14 protein-coding genes are annotated in these 14,409 nt (G+C 55.9%); 5 read left to right on the top strand and 9 right to left on the bottom strand.

Going from position 1 to position 14,409, the window contains the following annotated elements; all coding sequences use genetic code 11:
• Positions 1-14: 14 nt before the first annotated feature.
• From carA to ACMVME_RS11600, 3 genes are all read right to left on the bottom strand, one after another.
• On the bottom strand, positions 15-1,163 hold the full coding sequence (gene carA / locus ACMVME_RS11610) for a glutamine-hydrolyzing carbamoyl-phosphate synthase small subunit (RefSeq protein WP_020882556.1): 1,149 nt from the start codon (positions 1,161-1,163) through the stop codon (positions 15-17).
• A gap of 454 nt (positions 1,164-1,617) precedes the next feature.
• Positions 1,618-2,439, bottom strand: coding sequence for a 4-hydroxy-tetrahydrodipicolinate reductase (dapB, locus tag ACMVME_RS11605; protein ID WP_047955034.1), 822 nt, complete (start codon positions 2,437-2,439; stop codon positions 1,618-1,620).
• Between the two features lie 133 nt (positions 2,440-2,572).
• Complete coding sequence (locus tag ACMVME_RS11600; protein ID WP_020882554.1) at positions 2,573-3,580, bottom strand: LacI family DNA-binding transcriptional regulator; 1,008 nt, start codon at positions 3,578-3,580, stop codon at positions 2,573-2,575.
• A gap of 188 nt (positions 3,581-3,768) precedes the next feature.
• Here ACMVME_RS11600 and ACMVME_RS11595 point away from each other — a divergent pair, with 188 nt between their 5' ends.
• The 5 genes from ACMVME_RS11595 to ACMVME_RS11575 are packed head-to-tail and all read left to right on the top strand — an operon-like array spanning position 3,769 to position 8,072.
• A complete protein-coding gene (locus ACMVME_RS11595; RefSeq protein WP_068795218.1) occupies positions 3,769-5,511 on the top strand; it encodes a class I mannose-6-phosphate isomerase in 1,743 nt (580 codons plus the stop codon).
• Positions 5,512-5,513: 2 nt separating this feature from the next.
• A complete protein-coding gene (locus ACMVME_RS11590) occupies positions 5,514-5,942 on the top strand; it encodes a PTS sugar transporter subunit IIA (protein ID WP_068795219.1) in 429 nt (142 codons plus the stop codon).
• Positions 5,943-5,951: 9 nt separating this feature from the next.
• Positions 5,952-6,446, top strand: a complete 495-nt coding sequence (locus tag ACMVME_RS11585) for a PTS system mannose/fructose/N-acetylgalactosamine-transporter subunit IIB (protein ID WP_047955032.1) — start codon at positions 5,952-5,954, stop codon at positions 6,444-6,446.
• A gap of 10 nt (positions 6,447-6,456) precedes the next feature.
• On the top strand, positions 6,457-7,254 hold the full coding sequence (locus tag ACMVME_RS11580; protein ID WP_025205460.1) for a PTS mannose/fructose/sorbose/N-acetylgalactosamine transporter subunit IIC: 798 nt from the start codon (positions 6,457-6,459) through the stop codon (positions 7,252-7,254).
• The gene (locus tag ACMVME_RS11575) at positions 7,254-8,072 is read left to right on the top strand and encodes a PTS system mannose/fructose/sorbose family transporter subunit IID (RefSeq protein ID WP_040018597.1); all 819 of its coding nucleotides are present in this window, start codon (positions 7,254-7,256) and stop codon (positions 8,070-8,072) included. Before ACMVME_RS11580 ends, ACMVME_RS11575 begins: the two co-directional genes overlap by 1 nt.
• Before the next feature lie 26 nt (positions 8,073-8,098).
• On the opposite strand, the gene ACMVME_RS11570 is transcribed toward ACMVME_RS11575, so the two are convergent.
• The 6 genes from ACMVME_RS11570 to ileS form a co-directional block, all read right to left on the bottom strand.
• On the bottom strand, positions 8,099-8,869 hold the full coding sequence (locus ACMVME_RS11570) for a glucose-6-phosphate isomerase family protein (RefSeq protein ID WP_020882549.1): 771 nt from the start codon (positions 8,867-8,869) through the stop codon (positions 8,099-8,101).
• Positions 8,862-9,416 carry a glucose-6-phosphate isomerase family protein gene (locus ACMVME_RS11565; protein ID WP_068795220.1) on the bottom strand — a complete coding sequence of 185 codons (555 nt, stop codon included), beginning with the start codon at positions 9,414-9,416 and terminating at the stop codon, positions 8,862-8,864. The genes ACMVME_RS11570 and ACMVME_RS11565 overlap by 8 nt, the downstream gene beginning before the upstream one ends.
• Positions 9,417-9,574: 158 nt before the next feature.
• A complete protein-coding gene (ispH, locus tag ACMVME_RS11560; RefSeq protein WP_020882547.1) occupies positions 9,575-10,525 on the bottom strand; it encodes a 4-hydroxy-3-methylbut-2-enyl diphosphate reductase in 951 nt (316 codons plus the stop codon).
• A gap of 1 nt (position 10,526) precedes the next feature.
• A complete protein-coding gene (fkpB, locus tag ACMVME_RS11555) occupies positions 10,527-10,976 on the bottom strand; it encodes an FKBP-type peptidyl-prolyl cis-trans isomerase (RefSeq protein ID WP_020882546.1) in 450 nt (149 codons plus the stop codon).
• Positions 10,977-11,068: 92 nt separating this feature from the next.
• A complete protein-coding gene (gene lspA / locus ACMVME_RS11550) occupies positions 11,069-11,569 on the bottom strand; it encodes a signal peptidase II (protein WP_020882545.1) in 501 nt (166 codons plus the stop codon).
• Positions 11,569-14,385: an isoleucine--tRNA ligase gene (gene ileS, locus ACMVME_RS11545; RefSeq protein ID WP_068795221.1), complete on the bottom strand. Its 2,817-nt coding sequence runs from the start codon at positions 14,383-14,385 to the stop codon at positions 11,569-11,571. The genes lspA and ileS overlap by 1 nt, the downstream gene beginning before the upstream one ends.
• Positions 14,386-14,409 lie beyond the last annotated feature (24 nt).

Below are 14,409 nucleotides of genomic sequence, written 5' to 3'. Positions count from 1 at the left end.
TTCTCGGCTCCTGATTATTTAGCGGTCTTACGGTATTGCTCAATAAGTTCGATGAAGTGATCGAACAGCGGCGCGGCATCGTGCGGGCCCGGGCTGGCTTCAGGGTGGCCCTGGAAGCTGAACGCTGGCTTATCGGTACGATGAATCCCCTGCAGGGTGCCATCGAACAGAGACTTGTGGGTCACGCGCAGGTTAGCAGGCATTGACGCCTCATCCACTGCGAAGCCGTGGTTCTGTGCCGTAATCATTACCGTGTTGTTATCGATATCTTTCACCGGGTGGTTCCCACCGTGGTGACCGAACTTCATCTTCACTGTGTTAGCACCGCTCGCCAGCGCCAGCAGCTGATGACCCAGACAAATGCCGAATACCGGGATATCGGTTTCCAGGAAGGATTTGATGGCGTCGATAGCGTAATCGCACGGTGCCGGGTCGCCAGGACCGTTGGACAGGAAGATACCGTCCGGATTCATCTTCAGTACCTCTTCAGCAGAGGTTTTCGCCGGGACGACCGTCAGGCGGCAGCCGCGGTCGACCAGCATACGCAGGATGTTGCGCTTGGCACCAAAATCGTACGCCACCACGTGGAATGGCAGGTCGCTCTCTTTTTTCGCTTCCGGCAGGTCTCCCGCCAGCGTCCAGCTTCCCTGCGTCCAGCTGTAGGCTTCTGCTGTGGTCACTTCTTTCGCCAGGTCCATGCCGTTCAGACCCGGGAAAGCTTTCGCTTTTTCCAGCGCCAGGGCTGCATCGAGGTTATCTCCTGCGATGATACAACCGTTTTGTGCACCCTTCTCGCGCAGCAGACGCGTCAGCTTACGGGTATCGATATCAGCAATCGCCACGATGTTATGGCGCTTCAGGTAGGAAGAGAGGTCCTCGGTATTGCGGTAGTTGCTGGCAATCAGCGGCAGGTCGCGAATGACCAGGCCTTGCGCATGTACCTGAGAGGATTCTTCGTCAGCAGCATTGGTGCCGACATTGCCGATATGAGGATAAGTAAGAGTAACGATTTGGCGAGAATAGGAAGGATCAGTGAGGATTTCTTGATAACCGGTCATTGAAGTATTGAAAACGACTTCCCCAACCGCCGAACCCGTTGCCCCTATGGCCCGACCGATAAACTGGGTTCCGTCTTCCAGAACCAATAGCGCTGACTTAATCAAAACACCCTCCAGAGAATATTCACTCACTTTATTTGCATATTAATTCATAACCGCGTCATGAATCAATGCAAATGTGTTGCCAGCGGATTTTTGGCAAACGGCGGCATTCTGGGGATTTGGTAGCTAAAAGTCAACTTAAAACGGAGATTTGTCATATTCTTTTGCGAGCCTGAGAGAGCAAGGAGAGCTTAAGCGGCAAAAAGATCAGGTAAATCACTGCGGGAAACGCTTGCGCGGCAAGTTTAATGGGAAAGACCGCTTCGTGGTATCAAAAAGTGGACCAGACGGTCAAAATTTACATTCAGATAACACAAAACATGAAGAAAAGATGAACTTTAGTGTGTAAATTCAGGAAATCATCATGAAATACATAAAATAAAAGGGCAATAAAATATTGCCCTATGCAATCAAAGCATTACGACTGCAATAACCACATCACGATGGGTAATAACGGTTACAAATTGTTGAGATCGAGCACATCTCGCATATCAAAAAGACCATTTCCCTTGCCTTTTAACCACAAGGCGGAGCGTACAGCGCCATTTGCAAACGTCATCCGGCTGGATGCCTTATGCGTAATCTCGACGCGTTCCCCAATATCGGCGAACATCGCCGTATGTTCGCCGACGATATCGCCCGCGCGGACGGTAGCAAAACCAATCGTGCCGGGAACACGTTCACCGGTGTGCCCTTCACGGGTGTAGACCGCGCAGTCTTTCAAATCTTTATCCAGTGCATGAGCAATCGCTTCCCCCATCGCGAGCGCCGTACCGGATGGCGCGTCGACTTTATAACGATGGTGCGCTTCAACAATCTCAATGTCGGTATAACTGCCCATGACCTTCGCTGCCTTCTCCAGCAGCTTCAGCATGACGTTCACCCCCACGCTAAAGTTTGCGGCGAAGACAATCGCAATCTCGTGTGAGGCATCCTGAATGGCCTGCTTCCCGGCATCATCAAAACCGGTGGTGCCGATCACCATTCCTTTACCGTGCTGACGGCAAAATGCCAGATGCGTGAGCGTGCCTTCCGGACGGGTAAAATCGATGAACACATCAAAGTCATCTTTTACCGCCTCCAGGCTGCTCTGCACGGTAACGCCTGTCTTACCCGCGCCCGCCAGCTCACCCGCGTCAGCGCCAAGCAACGATGAGCCGTCACGCTCCAGCGCCGCGCCCAGTGCCACGCCATCCATCTGTAGTGCCGCCTGAATCAGCTGGCGACCCATACGTCCACCCGCGCCCGCAATGGCGACACGGATCTGTGCATCATGCATAGTTATTCTCTTACGTTAAAATGATGTAAACCGTTTTCAGATTAACCAGCCTTTGCAGATGCTGCCAACTGAAAACGACGATAATTAGAATTTAATGATAAACAGGAAGAAATATCAGCAAAAGGCATAATCTTCAGCGAAAACCGCATGATTCGCGGACCACCAGCGCGGGCGGTAAAATAATGCGTTTCGCCGGCTCCCGGTTCCCCTGTATCCGGCTGAAAAGCAGCTCGCCGGCCTTACGCCCTATCTCCTTCGCGGCAACGGAGACGGTAGTCAGTGCAGGCTGTACCAGCCCGGCCTCGGTAATATCGTCAAAGCCCACCAGGGCAAAATGGCGTCCCGGCTCGCGTCCCATTTTGCGTAAACACTGCATAACGCCAAGGGCAACAATGTCCTGATAACACACTGCCGCGGTAATCTGCGGATGGTTCATCAACAACGCTTCCGCCACGCGCGCGCCATCACTCTGGCTTGCCTGTGAGGTGACGATCCATTCGGGATTCGGCGTCACACCATACTCCAGTAATTTACTGGTAAATCCGCCGATACGCTGAGCGCGAGACCCCGAATTCAGGCTACCGCCGATAAAGGCAATCTGACGATGCCCCATCCTCAGAAGATGCTCTGTCGCCATTTGCGTGCCAAGGAAGTTATCGGTTCCCACAAAATCAAAGTCCGGATCGTTTAGCGGTCGCACGACCATAATTGCCGGAATATTGCGTCGCTTAAGACCATCGAAAAAGGCCTGCGGGGTTTCTCGCGCGGCACACAGCACCATGCCACAGACGTTGTTACGCATCAGCGAATCCACAAACTTTTGCTGTCGCTCGGACGACTCTTCGCTGTTTGCCAGAAACAGCAGAAGGTCGTGGCGTTCCATCTCATGGCTTAGACCTGCCGTCATTTCGCCATAAAAAGGGTTCGTGATGTCATGCAACAGGAGTCCCACCTGATTACTGCTGCGGTTTCGCAGGTTGGCTGCCGTCTGATTGTAAACATAGCCCGATTCATCCAGCGCCTGAAGTACGCGCTCCCGGGTCCGTTGCGAGATCCGCCCTTTATTACACAGCACCATTGATACGGTGGCGGTTGAAACCCCGGCGCGTTTTGCCACATCAGCCAGCGTGATACCCGTCATGATCGCTCCTTGTCGTTCACATCAGATTAATCGAATAACCTCAATTTTGCACTTTTGCGCGTGAGCCTCTTCACATAATGGCCCCCTTTTCGCCACTTATCGCCAGAACTGGCGGGTTAATCGCGTTAATCACCCTTCCCAAACAAGGTTAATCGAATAACCTTAAGCAACGAAGACGGAGAGAAAAGATGGCAACTTACGATAAATTCCCGGAAGTCGCAGTAGAGGGGTATGACGATTGTGCCTGGCAGGGCTGGGACGCGATTGTGCGCGAGCTTACCCACAGAGCGGGTCAATATACACGCACCGTGCTGGTCATTGACTGCTACCCTGGCGTCAGGCTGGAGGAACTGGAGACAAAACTGCTGCCAGCATTGGGGGCCACGCTGACGCTCAATGCCGAACAGATGCGTCTCGACGAACACGCTTTAAGCCGGCTGCTGGCCCGACATCTCACTGACGACCGCGTCTTCGGCGTGCTCTCCTGCCACCAGCTCGAGGAATTCATCGACCCGGTGAAACGCGAGGCGTTGCAGGCGCAGGTCGAACTGTGCCGCGAAGGGATAATCGTTATTTACGGGCCGGGTGCCGCGCTGGTTAATGCAGGCGATATTCTGGTCTACGCCGATTTACCGCGCTGGGAGATCCAGCAGCGCATGCGCAGCGGTGAACTGGCTAACTGGGGCGCGGCGAACCAACACGAGGATATTCTGCGTCGCTACAAACGCGCCTTTTTCATTGAATGGCGCGTATTCGATCGTCACAAAACCCCGCTGCTACGGCGTACTGATTATCTCCTCGATACCACCCAGGCGGATAATCCGGCGATGGTCGGCGGCGATGCGCTGCGCGCCGGGTTGCAACATACCACCCAACGTCCTTTTCGTGTGGTGCCCTTTTTCGACCCCGGCGTCTGGGGCGGACAATGGATGAAACAGAAATTCGATCTCGATCCCTCTGCGCCTAACTACGCATGGTGTTTTGACTGCGTGCCCGAGGAAAACAGCCTGTTGCTTCGTTACGGCGCGGTGCGGATCGAGATCCCCTCTCAGGATTTGGTGCTGCTGCATCCCCGGGCGCTGCTGGGTGAAAAAGTGCATGCCCGTTTTGGTGCGGAATTTCCCATCCGCTTTGATCTGCTAGATACCCTCGGCGGGCAGAACCTGAGTTTTCAGGTGCATCCGACCACGGAGTACATACAGCAGCATTTTGGTATGCATTACACCCAGGATGAGAGCTATTACATCCTTGAGGCAGAGCCAGGGGCTCAGGTGTATCTGGGGACCCGAACGGGTACCCGGCCCGAAGCGATGATGGACGACCTCAGACGGGCCAGCCGCGGTGAAAAGCCGTTCGACGACGCCCGCTTCGTCAATCATCTTGCGGCGAACAAGCACGATCATTTTTTGATCCCCGCCGGTACGGTTCACTGTTCTGGAGCAGGAACCGTGGTACTTGAGATCAGCGCCACGCCTTACATTTTCACCTTCAAGCTCTGGGACTGGGGTCGGCTGGGAATGGATGGGCAGCCCCGCCCGGTTCATCTGGCGCATGGCGAAAAGGTGATCGACTGGCAACGCGATACGCAGTGGATAGAACAGCATCTTGTGAATCAGTGTGAACCCCTCGGCGAAGGCACCGGCTGGCGCGAAGAGCGGACCGGGCTTCACGAGCGTGAATTCATCGAAACGCGTCGCCACTGGTTCAGTGAACCGGTGACGCACTCCCCCCACGGAGGCGTGAATGTCCTTAATCTTGTTGAAGGTGAAGAGGCGACGGTAGACAGCCCCGGCGGCGCATTCGCCCCGTTCGTCGTGCACTACGCAGAAACGTTTATCGTCCCCGCTGACGCAGGCGAATACCGTATTTCTCCGTCAGGGCCGAGCTGCGGTAAATCCATTGCCACCATTAAAGCCTGGGTAAGAGGTTAACCATGATTCACATTATTGTGGCGACACACGGCCCGCTGGCCACCGCCCTGCTGGAAAGCGGAAAAATGGTGTATGGCGATCTTCCTCATCGACAGGCGGTATGTCTGAATGCACAGGCTGGCATAGCGGGGTTTCGCCATGATTTCGCTGCGGCATACCACCGCGCAGGTGCGGGCGCAGACGGCATCGTCGTCCTGTGCGATATGCAGAGCGGAACGCCGTGGAATGTGGCCTGTGAATACGCGTTTAATCCCCAGACGCATCCGCCGGTCGCCGTGGTGGCAGGAGTCAACTTCCCCATGCTCTTGCTCACCGACGACATTCTGATGGCCCGGGATGTCCATGCCGCCGCCGCGCAGCTCATCGCATTAACGCAGCCCACCCTGGTTCAGGCAAAACGGGTGGAATCCGCCCAGAACGACGATTTCTAAGGAGCTTATATGAGCATTTCGTTTGTACGTATTGACGACCGGGTGATCCACGGGCAGCTCGTCACACGCTGGGCCAAAGAGCTGCCCTGTGATGGCATCGTGGCAATTGACGATGCCGTCGCGGCCGATCCGCTGCTCTCGTCGGTAATGAAAGGCGCGGTGTCAGATACCAGAGTGTGGCTGTTCGATACCCTGACCGCCATCGAAAAGCTGCCGAAAGTGATTGCCAGCGATAAGCGCTACTTCGTGATTGGCAAATCGCCTGTCACCCTGCAACGTCTTGAACAGGCAGGCATAAGCCTGAAGAGCGGCAATGGCAAAATTAACGTCGGGCCAATGAGTGCCCGCGCCAACACCATCACCATTGGCCCTAATCAGTCCGTAACGCCAGAGGAGGCAGCAGCCTTTGACTGGCTGACTGAACAGGGGCATGCCATCGAGTTTCGTCTGGTGCCCGATGCCAGTTTTTACAGCTGGCAGGACGCCCGGCAAAAACTGAAATAAGGAGCGCATGATGATTTTCGAAGCTTCTCTCATCGGTCTGCTTTGCTATCTCGGTGCACTCAGTAGTCCCTGGCTGTTTGGCCTGACGGGCGGCTGGTATCTCATCTCCCGCCCGCTGGTTTCGGGGATGCTGGTGGGCCTGATTCTGGGCGACGTTAAAACCGGGATCATGATTGGTGTGGCGGTGCAGGCCGTTTATATCGCGATGGTCACCCCCGGCGGTTCAATGCCTGCCGATCTCAATTTTGTCGCTTATCCTGCTATCGCGCTGGGGATTCTGTCGGGCAAAGGGCCAGAGGTGGCCGTGGCGCTGGCGGCGACCATTGGCATTGCCGGAACGATCCTGTTTAACGCCATGATGGTATTGAACTCATTCTGGAACCACCGCGCCGACGTGGCGCTTGAGCTCGGGGATGAGCGCGGAATTTATCTTAACAGCGCGGTCTGGCCGCAGGTGATGAACTTTGTTCTGCGCTTTGTGCCGACGTTTATCGCCGTCTATTTTGGCGCGCAGTACATCAGCGGGTTTATGGACAGTCTGCCCGGCATCGTGCTTTCGACCATGAACGTGCTGGGGGGCATCTTACCGGCCGTTGGGATCGCCATCCTGCTTAAGCAGATCATCAAAAGCTACAGCATGCTGATCTACTTCCTGGTGGGCTTCATATGCATTGTGTTCCTGAAGCTCAACATGGTGGCACTGGTGATTGTGGGCGCCCTGCTGGCGTTAATTCATTACAACTACAAGCCGGAAGCGCCGCAGGCTGTCACGCCGGGTAGGCCCGCCGACGATGAGGATGAATTCTGATGGAAGACCGTAAACTGACCCGAAAAGATCTGCGCCGCTGCTGGCGAGCGTGGATGATGCATAACCTCTCTTCGATGAGCTTCGAGCGTCTGGAATCGTTCGGCTTCTGTCTGAGCATGTTACCGGTCGCCAAAAAACTCTACCCGGATGCCGCCCAGCGCACCGAGATGCTGCGCAGACACGCCTCGTTTTACAACACGGAGCCGCAGATCGGTGCCATCGTAAACGGTATGGCGCTTGGGCTGGAAGAGAAAAAAGCCAACGGCGAGCCCATTGATGGCGAAACGATCAATACCCTGAAGGTGGGGCTGATGGGACCAATCGCGGGGATTGGTGACTCAATGATCCCCGGCATGCTGATCCCCATTTTACTGAGCATCGGTATGGCGCTTGCCGCCGGAGGAAATGTTCTTGGCCCGTTGTTCTACACCGTCGCCTGGCTGGCCATCATTATCCCGGGATCCTGGTTTCTGTTTCTGAAAGGCTACCAGATGGGCTCAGGATCGGTCGAGATGCTGGTGAGCAGCAAGTCAACGCGACTGCGCGAAGCTTTGTCTCTGCTGGGTGTATTTGTGATGGGCGGCGTGGCGGCAAGCTACGTTAAGCTGGGCACCGGACTGGAATTTATCACCCGTGACGGGGTTAACATCCATGTTCAGCAGATGCTTGACGGTATCTTCCCGCAGTTATTACCGCTTCTGGTGGTTCTGGGCACCTGGTATCTGATGGCAAAACGTGGCGTCTCCCCGGTCAGGGCCATGATTGTGTTGCTTGCGCTGGCGGCGCTGGGCGTCGCATCAGGTCTGTTTGCCGGATAAGACAGCCGGGGCAATGCCCCGGTTTTTTATGGGTGGAAGTTATGCCACAGTTCGGCCACTTTATCCGGGCGAGAGATAAACTGAAAGCGAGCAGGATCGGCAATAAATTGCGTATAGACAGGCTCATCCGTCAGGCCGAATTCGCTGTAGCGACGCGGTGTGATCATCTGTAGCCGCCCCGGCAGATAATGCGTGTTGTGCTGCCAGATGATATGGCTCCCCTGCAGCAGCGGATACCAGGCCAGTCCTTTACGCGCCCGCACGGCATCATATTCAAAACCATATTCCCTGTCGCACCACGCACCGAAAGTCAGCGGTTCATCCGGCGAGGCAGAGATAGTGGCATGCCCCCAGCCAGGCGGAACCAGCACCTTTTCGCCCGGCCCGGCCAGTACGGCGAAACAGCGCCCGGGATCGTCCGCAACATACTCCTGCATATAGATAATGGCGCGCCCCTGCCAGATTTCATACAGCTCGGGCGGAGACCAGCCGCTGTGACGGCTTTTACGGTGAACATGCCCCTGGCTGCGGATCGGCTCTTCACCCAGCGTTCCCGTCGCGTAAGTCACGACCCCAAACAGCAGCATGCGTTTTTTCAGCTCCTGCCGGTCTGCCAGACGGGCGACATCCATCGCGATAGCATAAACGTCTTCCGGCCCTGAGCAGTCAGGGTCCCGTAACGACGCGCGGATCTCATCAAGCTTACGGATCTCTGGCATCGGGCCAGTGACGTCCTCACCGTAGCTGAACCCCAGCGGGTGCCGGGTGATGGTCATGTCGAGCCCAAAGTTATCCATTCTGAACCTCCCAGCCACCGTCAGTGGCCAATACCCGCACGGCAAAACCGTGGGGTAACGCGGCATAGTCGTGTCCGGCGACGGCGGGCCAGACCGCGAGTGAAGAGAGCGTGGTCTCACCGGTATTGATTAAACGGTGGGCGGTAAAAGGCGCAATAATATGGACGGATCCCGGCATCACGCACTCCAGACGGGTTTCGCCGGATGTCGTCTGGAGTAAAAGCAGGCCACTTCCCCGCAGTCCAAAATAGACTTCGCCCTGTTCACGACGTTGATGAAAATGGCCGCGGGTCATAAAGAATTCCCGGCCAATTTTACCTGCAAGTAAATGGGTAACGCCGACAAACAACGCCCCTTCCTGTGCAGGCGATTCCAGCATTTCGACGTCATACACCGTCTGATGCGGATCGCATTGTGCCCAGGCGTCTCGATCGGCAAACAAACCATTGAGATCGGCAAGGCGTGTGGATTTAAGAATAAGTGCGCCGCGGGCAAGTGTTCCACTGGCCCAGGCCACCAGAGGCGGCAGGATAATATCTGAAGTCATCGTCTTCTCCGGCCCGAGGAGAACAACCCGCCCAGCATAACAATTTAAATGATTAACCTGCGCATCAAAGGCGCAATGTGTCAGGTGAATCACAGTTAATCAGCAATAAAAATGCCGGCCACTGACGTGGCCGGCATTCGGGTCATGCGCGAGGAAACTTACTCGACTTCGCGTGCGTCGATACGCAGCTCTTTCGGGACCTCGAAAACAATATTCTCTTCGCGTCCTTCCAGCGGGACCGCTTCGCCGCCGCCCAGTTCCTGCAGACGGGAAATCACGTTCTGCACCAGGATATCCGGAGCCGAGGCGCCGGCGGTTACCCCGACACAGGCCACGTTTTTCACCCATGCTTCCTGGATATCGCTGGAATCATCAATCAGATAGGCCGCTTTCCCCATTCGCTGCGCAAGTTCAGCCAGACGATTGGAGTTAGAGGAATTTTTCGAACCGACAACCAGCACCACGTCCGCCTGTTCAGCCAGAGCACGCACCGCTTCCTGGCGATTGGTGGTGGCGTAGCAAATGTCGTCCTTACGCGGGCCGACGATTTTCGGGAAGCGCTGGCGCAGGGCGTCAATCACGTCCGACGTATCGTCAACGGAGAGCGTCGTCTGGGTCATAAACGAGAGACGCGTTTCATTTTTGACGTTCAGCGTAAACACATCTTCCGGCGACTCCACCAGGTACATCCCCCCTTCCGGGTTGCTGTACTGGCCCATGGTACCTTCGACTTCCGGGTGGCCGGCATGGCCAATCAGGATCGACTCTTCACCACGACGGCTGGCGCGCGCCACTTCCATATGCACTTTGGTCACTAATGGGCAGGTGGCGTCGAACACGGTCAGATCGCGGCTTTTCGCTTCGTTACGCACCGCCTGAGAAACCCCGTGTGCGGAGAAAATCAGGATCGCGCCGTCAGGCACTTCGCTGATCTGCTCAATGAAGATCGCGCCACGCTCGCGCAGGCTGTCGACGACATAACGGTTATGCACCACTTCGTGACGCACATAAATCGGCGCGCCGTAAATCTCGAGCGCGTTTTCAACAATGCTGATAGCGCGGTCTACACCGGCGCAAAAGCCGCGCGGGTTAGCCAACAGGATCTGCATTTCAGGCCTCCAGTACCGGATCGATCTCCAGCACTTCAATATCAAAATGGACGGTGCGCCCGGCAAGCGGATGGTTGAAGTCAACGGTGATGGAGTCACCATTGATTTCGCGGATCACGCCAGGCATTTCGCTGCCATCCATAGCGGTAAAGAGCATGATCGCCCCGATTTCCGGCTCACCTGCATCCATAAACTCGCGGCGCGAGAAGTACTGAACAAGGTCCGGGCTTGGCACGCCAAACGCGGCATCCGGCTCCAGCGAAAATGCCTTTTTCTCGCCTTCTTTCAGGCCAAGCAGCTGTTGCTCAAGACCTTCAGACAGGGAGGTGTCGCCGAGACGAAACAGGGCGGGTTTGCCGTTATTGCGGGTGGATTCAGCCGTGGAGCCATCATCCAGTTTCAGCGTGAAATGAACGAGAACCGCGCTGTTGCTCTGTACGGATTTAGACATGCAAATTGCTCGCTTGTTTTGACCCACCGGTAAGAGACGGCAGGCCAGACATTCTGTAGGCCGGGGGCGCATGCGCCACCCGGCATTTACATTTAAGCCTGTTTCTTCGCGGCCGCGTTCGGCAAGAAGCCTTCCAGCACGATTAACGCCGCGCCGATGCAAATTGCGCTGTCGGCGAGGTTAAAGGTCGCGAAGTGCCAGTCGCCGACATAGAAGTCGATCATATCGACCACAAAGCCGTGCCACAGGCGATCAAACAGGTTGCCCAGCGCGCCACCGATAATCAGCGCATAGGCGATGTTATTTAGCTTTTGTGTTGCCTTCGAACGGTACATCAGCAGCGATAGCACCACACAGATACCGATAGCGATACCTGCAAAGAACCAGCGCTGCCAGCCACCGCTGTCAGCAAGGAAACTAAACGCCGCACCGTAGTTACGTGCGTAATGCAGGTTAAGCGACGGGAACAGCGACACCGTCTCCCCCAGAGCAAAATTCTGGAGGATCAGGAACTTGCTACCCAGATCGATAATCAGCACTACCACCACCAGCCACAGCCAGCGCAGTCCTGTTGAACAGAGAGTTTTACTCATCAGGCAAACTTACGTTTCTCGCCGTCACCGGCGACGTTGCTGACACAGCGTCCGCAGATATCTGCGTGTTCCGCCACCTGGCCGACATCAGTGGTGTAATGCCAGCAACGCGGGCATTTATCACCTTCGGCTTTGCTCAGTGCGACTTTCAGTCCTTTGAGCAGTTCGCTCTGCTGTGCATCAGCAGACGCCTGGGCATAATCCGCAACTTTCGCACCGGAGGTCAACAGGACAAATCGTAATTCATCGCCCAGCGCCGTCAGTTTCGCCGCCAGCTCTGGCTCGGCGTACAGGGTAACTGCCGCTTCCAGCGAGCCGCCGACTTTCTTGTCAGCACGCGCCTGCTCGATAACCTTGTTCACTTCGCCACGCACTTTCAGCAGCTCGTCCCAGAAGGCATCGTTCATCGCTTCGGTGCTGGAGAGATCGAACAGACCTTCATACCACTCGCCGGTGAAGACATACTTCTCACGGTCGCCTGGCAGGTAACCCCAGATTTCATCTGCGGTGAAGGACATGATCGGTGCCATCCAGCGAACCAGCGCTTCTGCGATGTGGAACAGCGCAGTCTGGCAGCTACGACGCGCCACACTGTCCGCTTTCGCGGTGTACTGGCGGTCTTTGATGATGTCGAGGTAGAACGAGCCCATCTCGATGGAGCAGAAGCGCATCAGGCGCTGCACCACTTCGTGGAAATCATAAGATTCGTAAGCCTTCAGGATATCTTCCTGTGCCGCTTTCGCGCAGCCTACCGCCCAGCGATCCAGCACCACCATCTCTTCCGGTTTCACCATATCTTTTAGCGGATCGAACCCGTTCAGGTTCGCCAGCAGGAAGCGCGCAGTGTTACGGATACGACGATAGCTGTCGGCAGCACGTTTCAGGATCTCGTCCGACACCGCCATTTCGCCGGTATAGTCGGTAGAAGCAACCCACAGACGCAGAATGTCCGCGCCCAGTTTGTTCATCACGTCCTGCGGAGAGACGGTGTTACCGATCGATTTAGACATCTTACGGCCCTGACCATCCACGGTGAAACCGTGGGTCAGCACCTGGCGATACGGTGCTTTACCTTTCATGGCGGTGGAAATCATCAGCGATGACATGAACCAGCCACGGTGTTGGTCAGAACCTTCCAGATACATATCTGCCGCGTGGCCGGCAAATTCCGGACGCACGTCAACAACAGACGCGTGCGTTGAACCGGAGTCAAACCACACGTCCAGGGTATCAGGCACTTTCTCGTAGTTGTCTGCATCAGCGCCCAGGATGTCGCGGGAATCGAGATCCCACCATGCCTGAATGCCGTCAACTTCAACACGCTTCGCGACTTCTTCCATCAGCGCCAGGGTGTTCGGGTGCAGTTCCTGTGTCTCTTTGTGCACGAACAGAGACATTGGCACGCCCCAGGTACGCTGACGGGAGATACACCAGTCAGGACGGTTAGCGACCATGGATTCGATACGCGCCTGACCCCAGTCCGGGATCCACTGCACGCCTTTGATCTCTTTCAGGGACTGCTCGCGCAGGCCTTTCTGATCCATGCTGATGAACCACTGTGGGGTCGCACGGAAGATGATCGGAGATTTGTGACGCCAGCAGCACGGATAGCTGTGCTGCATTTTCTCAACGTGCAGCAGCGCGCCGCTGGTGCGCAGCATGTCAACGATGATGTCGTTCGCTTTGAAGACGTTGATACCGTCCAGCGCCGGGTAGGTGCCAGGCAGGTAAGAGCCGTCAGGACCCACCGGGTTAGCGATTTCAAGACCGTATTTCAGGCTGATGCTGTAGTCGTCAGGACCGTGGCCACCGGCGGTATGTACCGCACCGGTACCCGCATCCAGCGTCACATGATCGCCCAGAATCGCCGGCACATCGAAGCCCAGGAACGGGTGTTTGAAGCGCATCAGCTCCAGCGCGTCACCTTTCACGGTGCCCAGCACGGTGTAGTCGGCGATGTTCGCGCGTTTCAGCACGCTTTCGACCAGATCTTTCGCCAGGATCAGCGCCTGACCATCAACCTGCACCAGCGCGTACTCGAACTCGCCGGACAGGGAGATCGCGCGGTTTGCTGGCAGTGTCCACGGGGTGGTGGTCCAGATAACCAGCGAGATGGGGCCGTTGACAGAGGTCACGCCAAATTTGGCTTTCACCGCCTCCTGATCGACCGCGTGGAAGGCCACGTCGATAGACGGAGAGGTTTTGTCGTAATACTCCACTTCCGCTTCTGCCAGCGCAGAACGGCAGTCCACGCACCAGTGCACCGGCTTCGCGCCTTTGTGCAGATGGCCGTTACCGATGATTTTACCCAGCGCACGGATGATGTTGGCTTCGGTTTTGAAGTCCATGGTCAGGTACGGACGTGACCAGTCACCCAGCACGCCCAGGCGGATAAAGTCCTGACGCTGACCGTCAACCTGCGTAGCCGCGTATTCGCGACATTTTGCGCGGAATTCTGCCGCGGTGAACTTCTCACCCGGCTTACCAAACTCTTGCTCAACTTTCAGTTCAATTGGCAGACCATGGCAGTCCCAGCCCGGAACGTAAGGCGAGTCATATCCCGCGAGGCCTTTGGACTTCACGATAATGTCTTTCAGAATCTTGTTTACAGAGTGACCAATATGAATGCTGCCATTCGCATATGGAGGGCCATCATGCAGAATGAAGGTTTTTTTGCCTTTTTTGGCTGCACGGATGATGCCGTACAGGTCATCATCGGTCCAACGCGCCAGCATTCCCGGTTCGCGCTTGGCGAGATCGCCGCGCATCGGGAACCCTGTTTCCGGCAAATTCAGGGTTGATTTATAGTCACTCATCAGATTCTCGGTTCCGTATTTTTC

This window comes from Enterobacter cloacae complex sp. 2024EL-00711 (assembly GCF_047529885.1).
Lineage (GTDB): Bacteria > Pseudomonadota > Gammaproteobacteria > Enterobacterales > Enterobacteriaceae > Enterobacter > Enterobacter ludwigii.
This window is presented reverse-complemented; position numbering and strand designations above follow the sequence as displayed.

Bases quoted from the DNA above. Each gene is read 5' to 3' on its own strand.
- ACMVME_RS11590 (WP_068795219.1), top strand. From the start codon at position 5,514: ATGATTCACATTATTGTGGCGACACACGGCCCGCTGGCCACCGCCCTG.
- ileS (WP_068795221.1), bottom strand. From the start codon at position 14,385: ATGAGTGACTATAAATCAACCCTGAATTTGCCGGAAACAGGGTTCCCG.
- ACMVME_RS11575 (WP_040018597.1), top strand. From the start codon at position 7,254: ATGGAAGACCGTAAACTGACCCGAAAAGATCTGCGCCGCTGCTGGCGA.
- ACMVME_RS11595 (WP_068795218.1), top strand. From the start codon at position 3,769: ATGGCAACTTACGATAAATTCCCGGAAGTCGCAGTAGAGGGGTATGAC.
- lspA (WP_020882545.1), bottom strand. From the start codon at position 11,569: ATGAGTAAAACTCTCTGTTCAACAGGACTGCGCTGGCTGTGGCTGGTG.
- dapB (WP_047955034.1), bottom strand. From the start codon at position 2,439: ATGCATGATGCACAGATCCGTGTCGCCATTGCGGGCGCGGGTGGACGT.
- ispH (WP_020882547.1), bottom strand. From the start codon at position 10,525: ATGCAGATCCTGTTGGCTAACCCGCGCGGCTTTTGCGCCGGTGTAGAC.
- ACMVME_RS11570 (WP_020882549.1), bottom strand. From the start codon at position 8,869: ATGGATAACTTTGGGCTCGACATGACCATCACCCGGCACCCGCTGGGG.
- ACMVME_RS11565 (WP_068795220.1), bottom strand. From the start codon at position 9,416: ATGACTTCAGATATTATCCTGCCGCCTCTGGTGGCCTGGGCCAGTGGA.
- ACMVME_RS11585 (WP_047955032.1), top strand. From the start codon at position 5,952: ATGAGCATTTCGTTTGTACGTATTGACGACCGGGTGATCCACGGGCAG.
- fkpB (WP_020882546.1), bottom strand. From the start codon at position 10,976: ATGTCTAAATCCGTACAGAGCAACAGCGCGGTTCTCGTTCATTTCACG.
- ACMVME_RS11600 (WP_020882554.1), bottom strand. From the start codon at position 3,580: ATGACGGGTATCACGCTGGCTGATGTGGCAAAACGCGCCGGGGTTTCA.
- ACMVME_RS11580 (WP_025205460.1), top strand. From the start codon at position 6,457: ATGATTTTCGAAGCTTCTCTCATCGGTCTGCTTTGCTATCTCGGTGCA.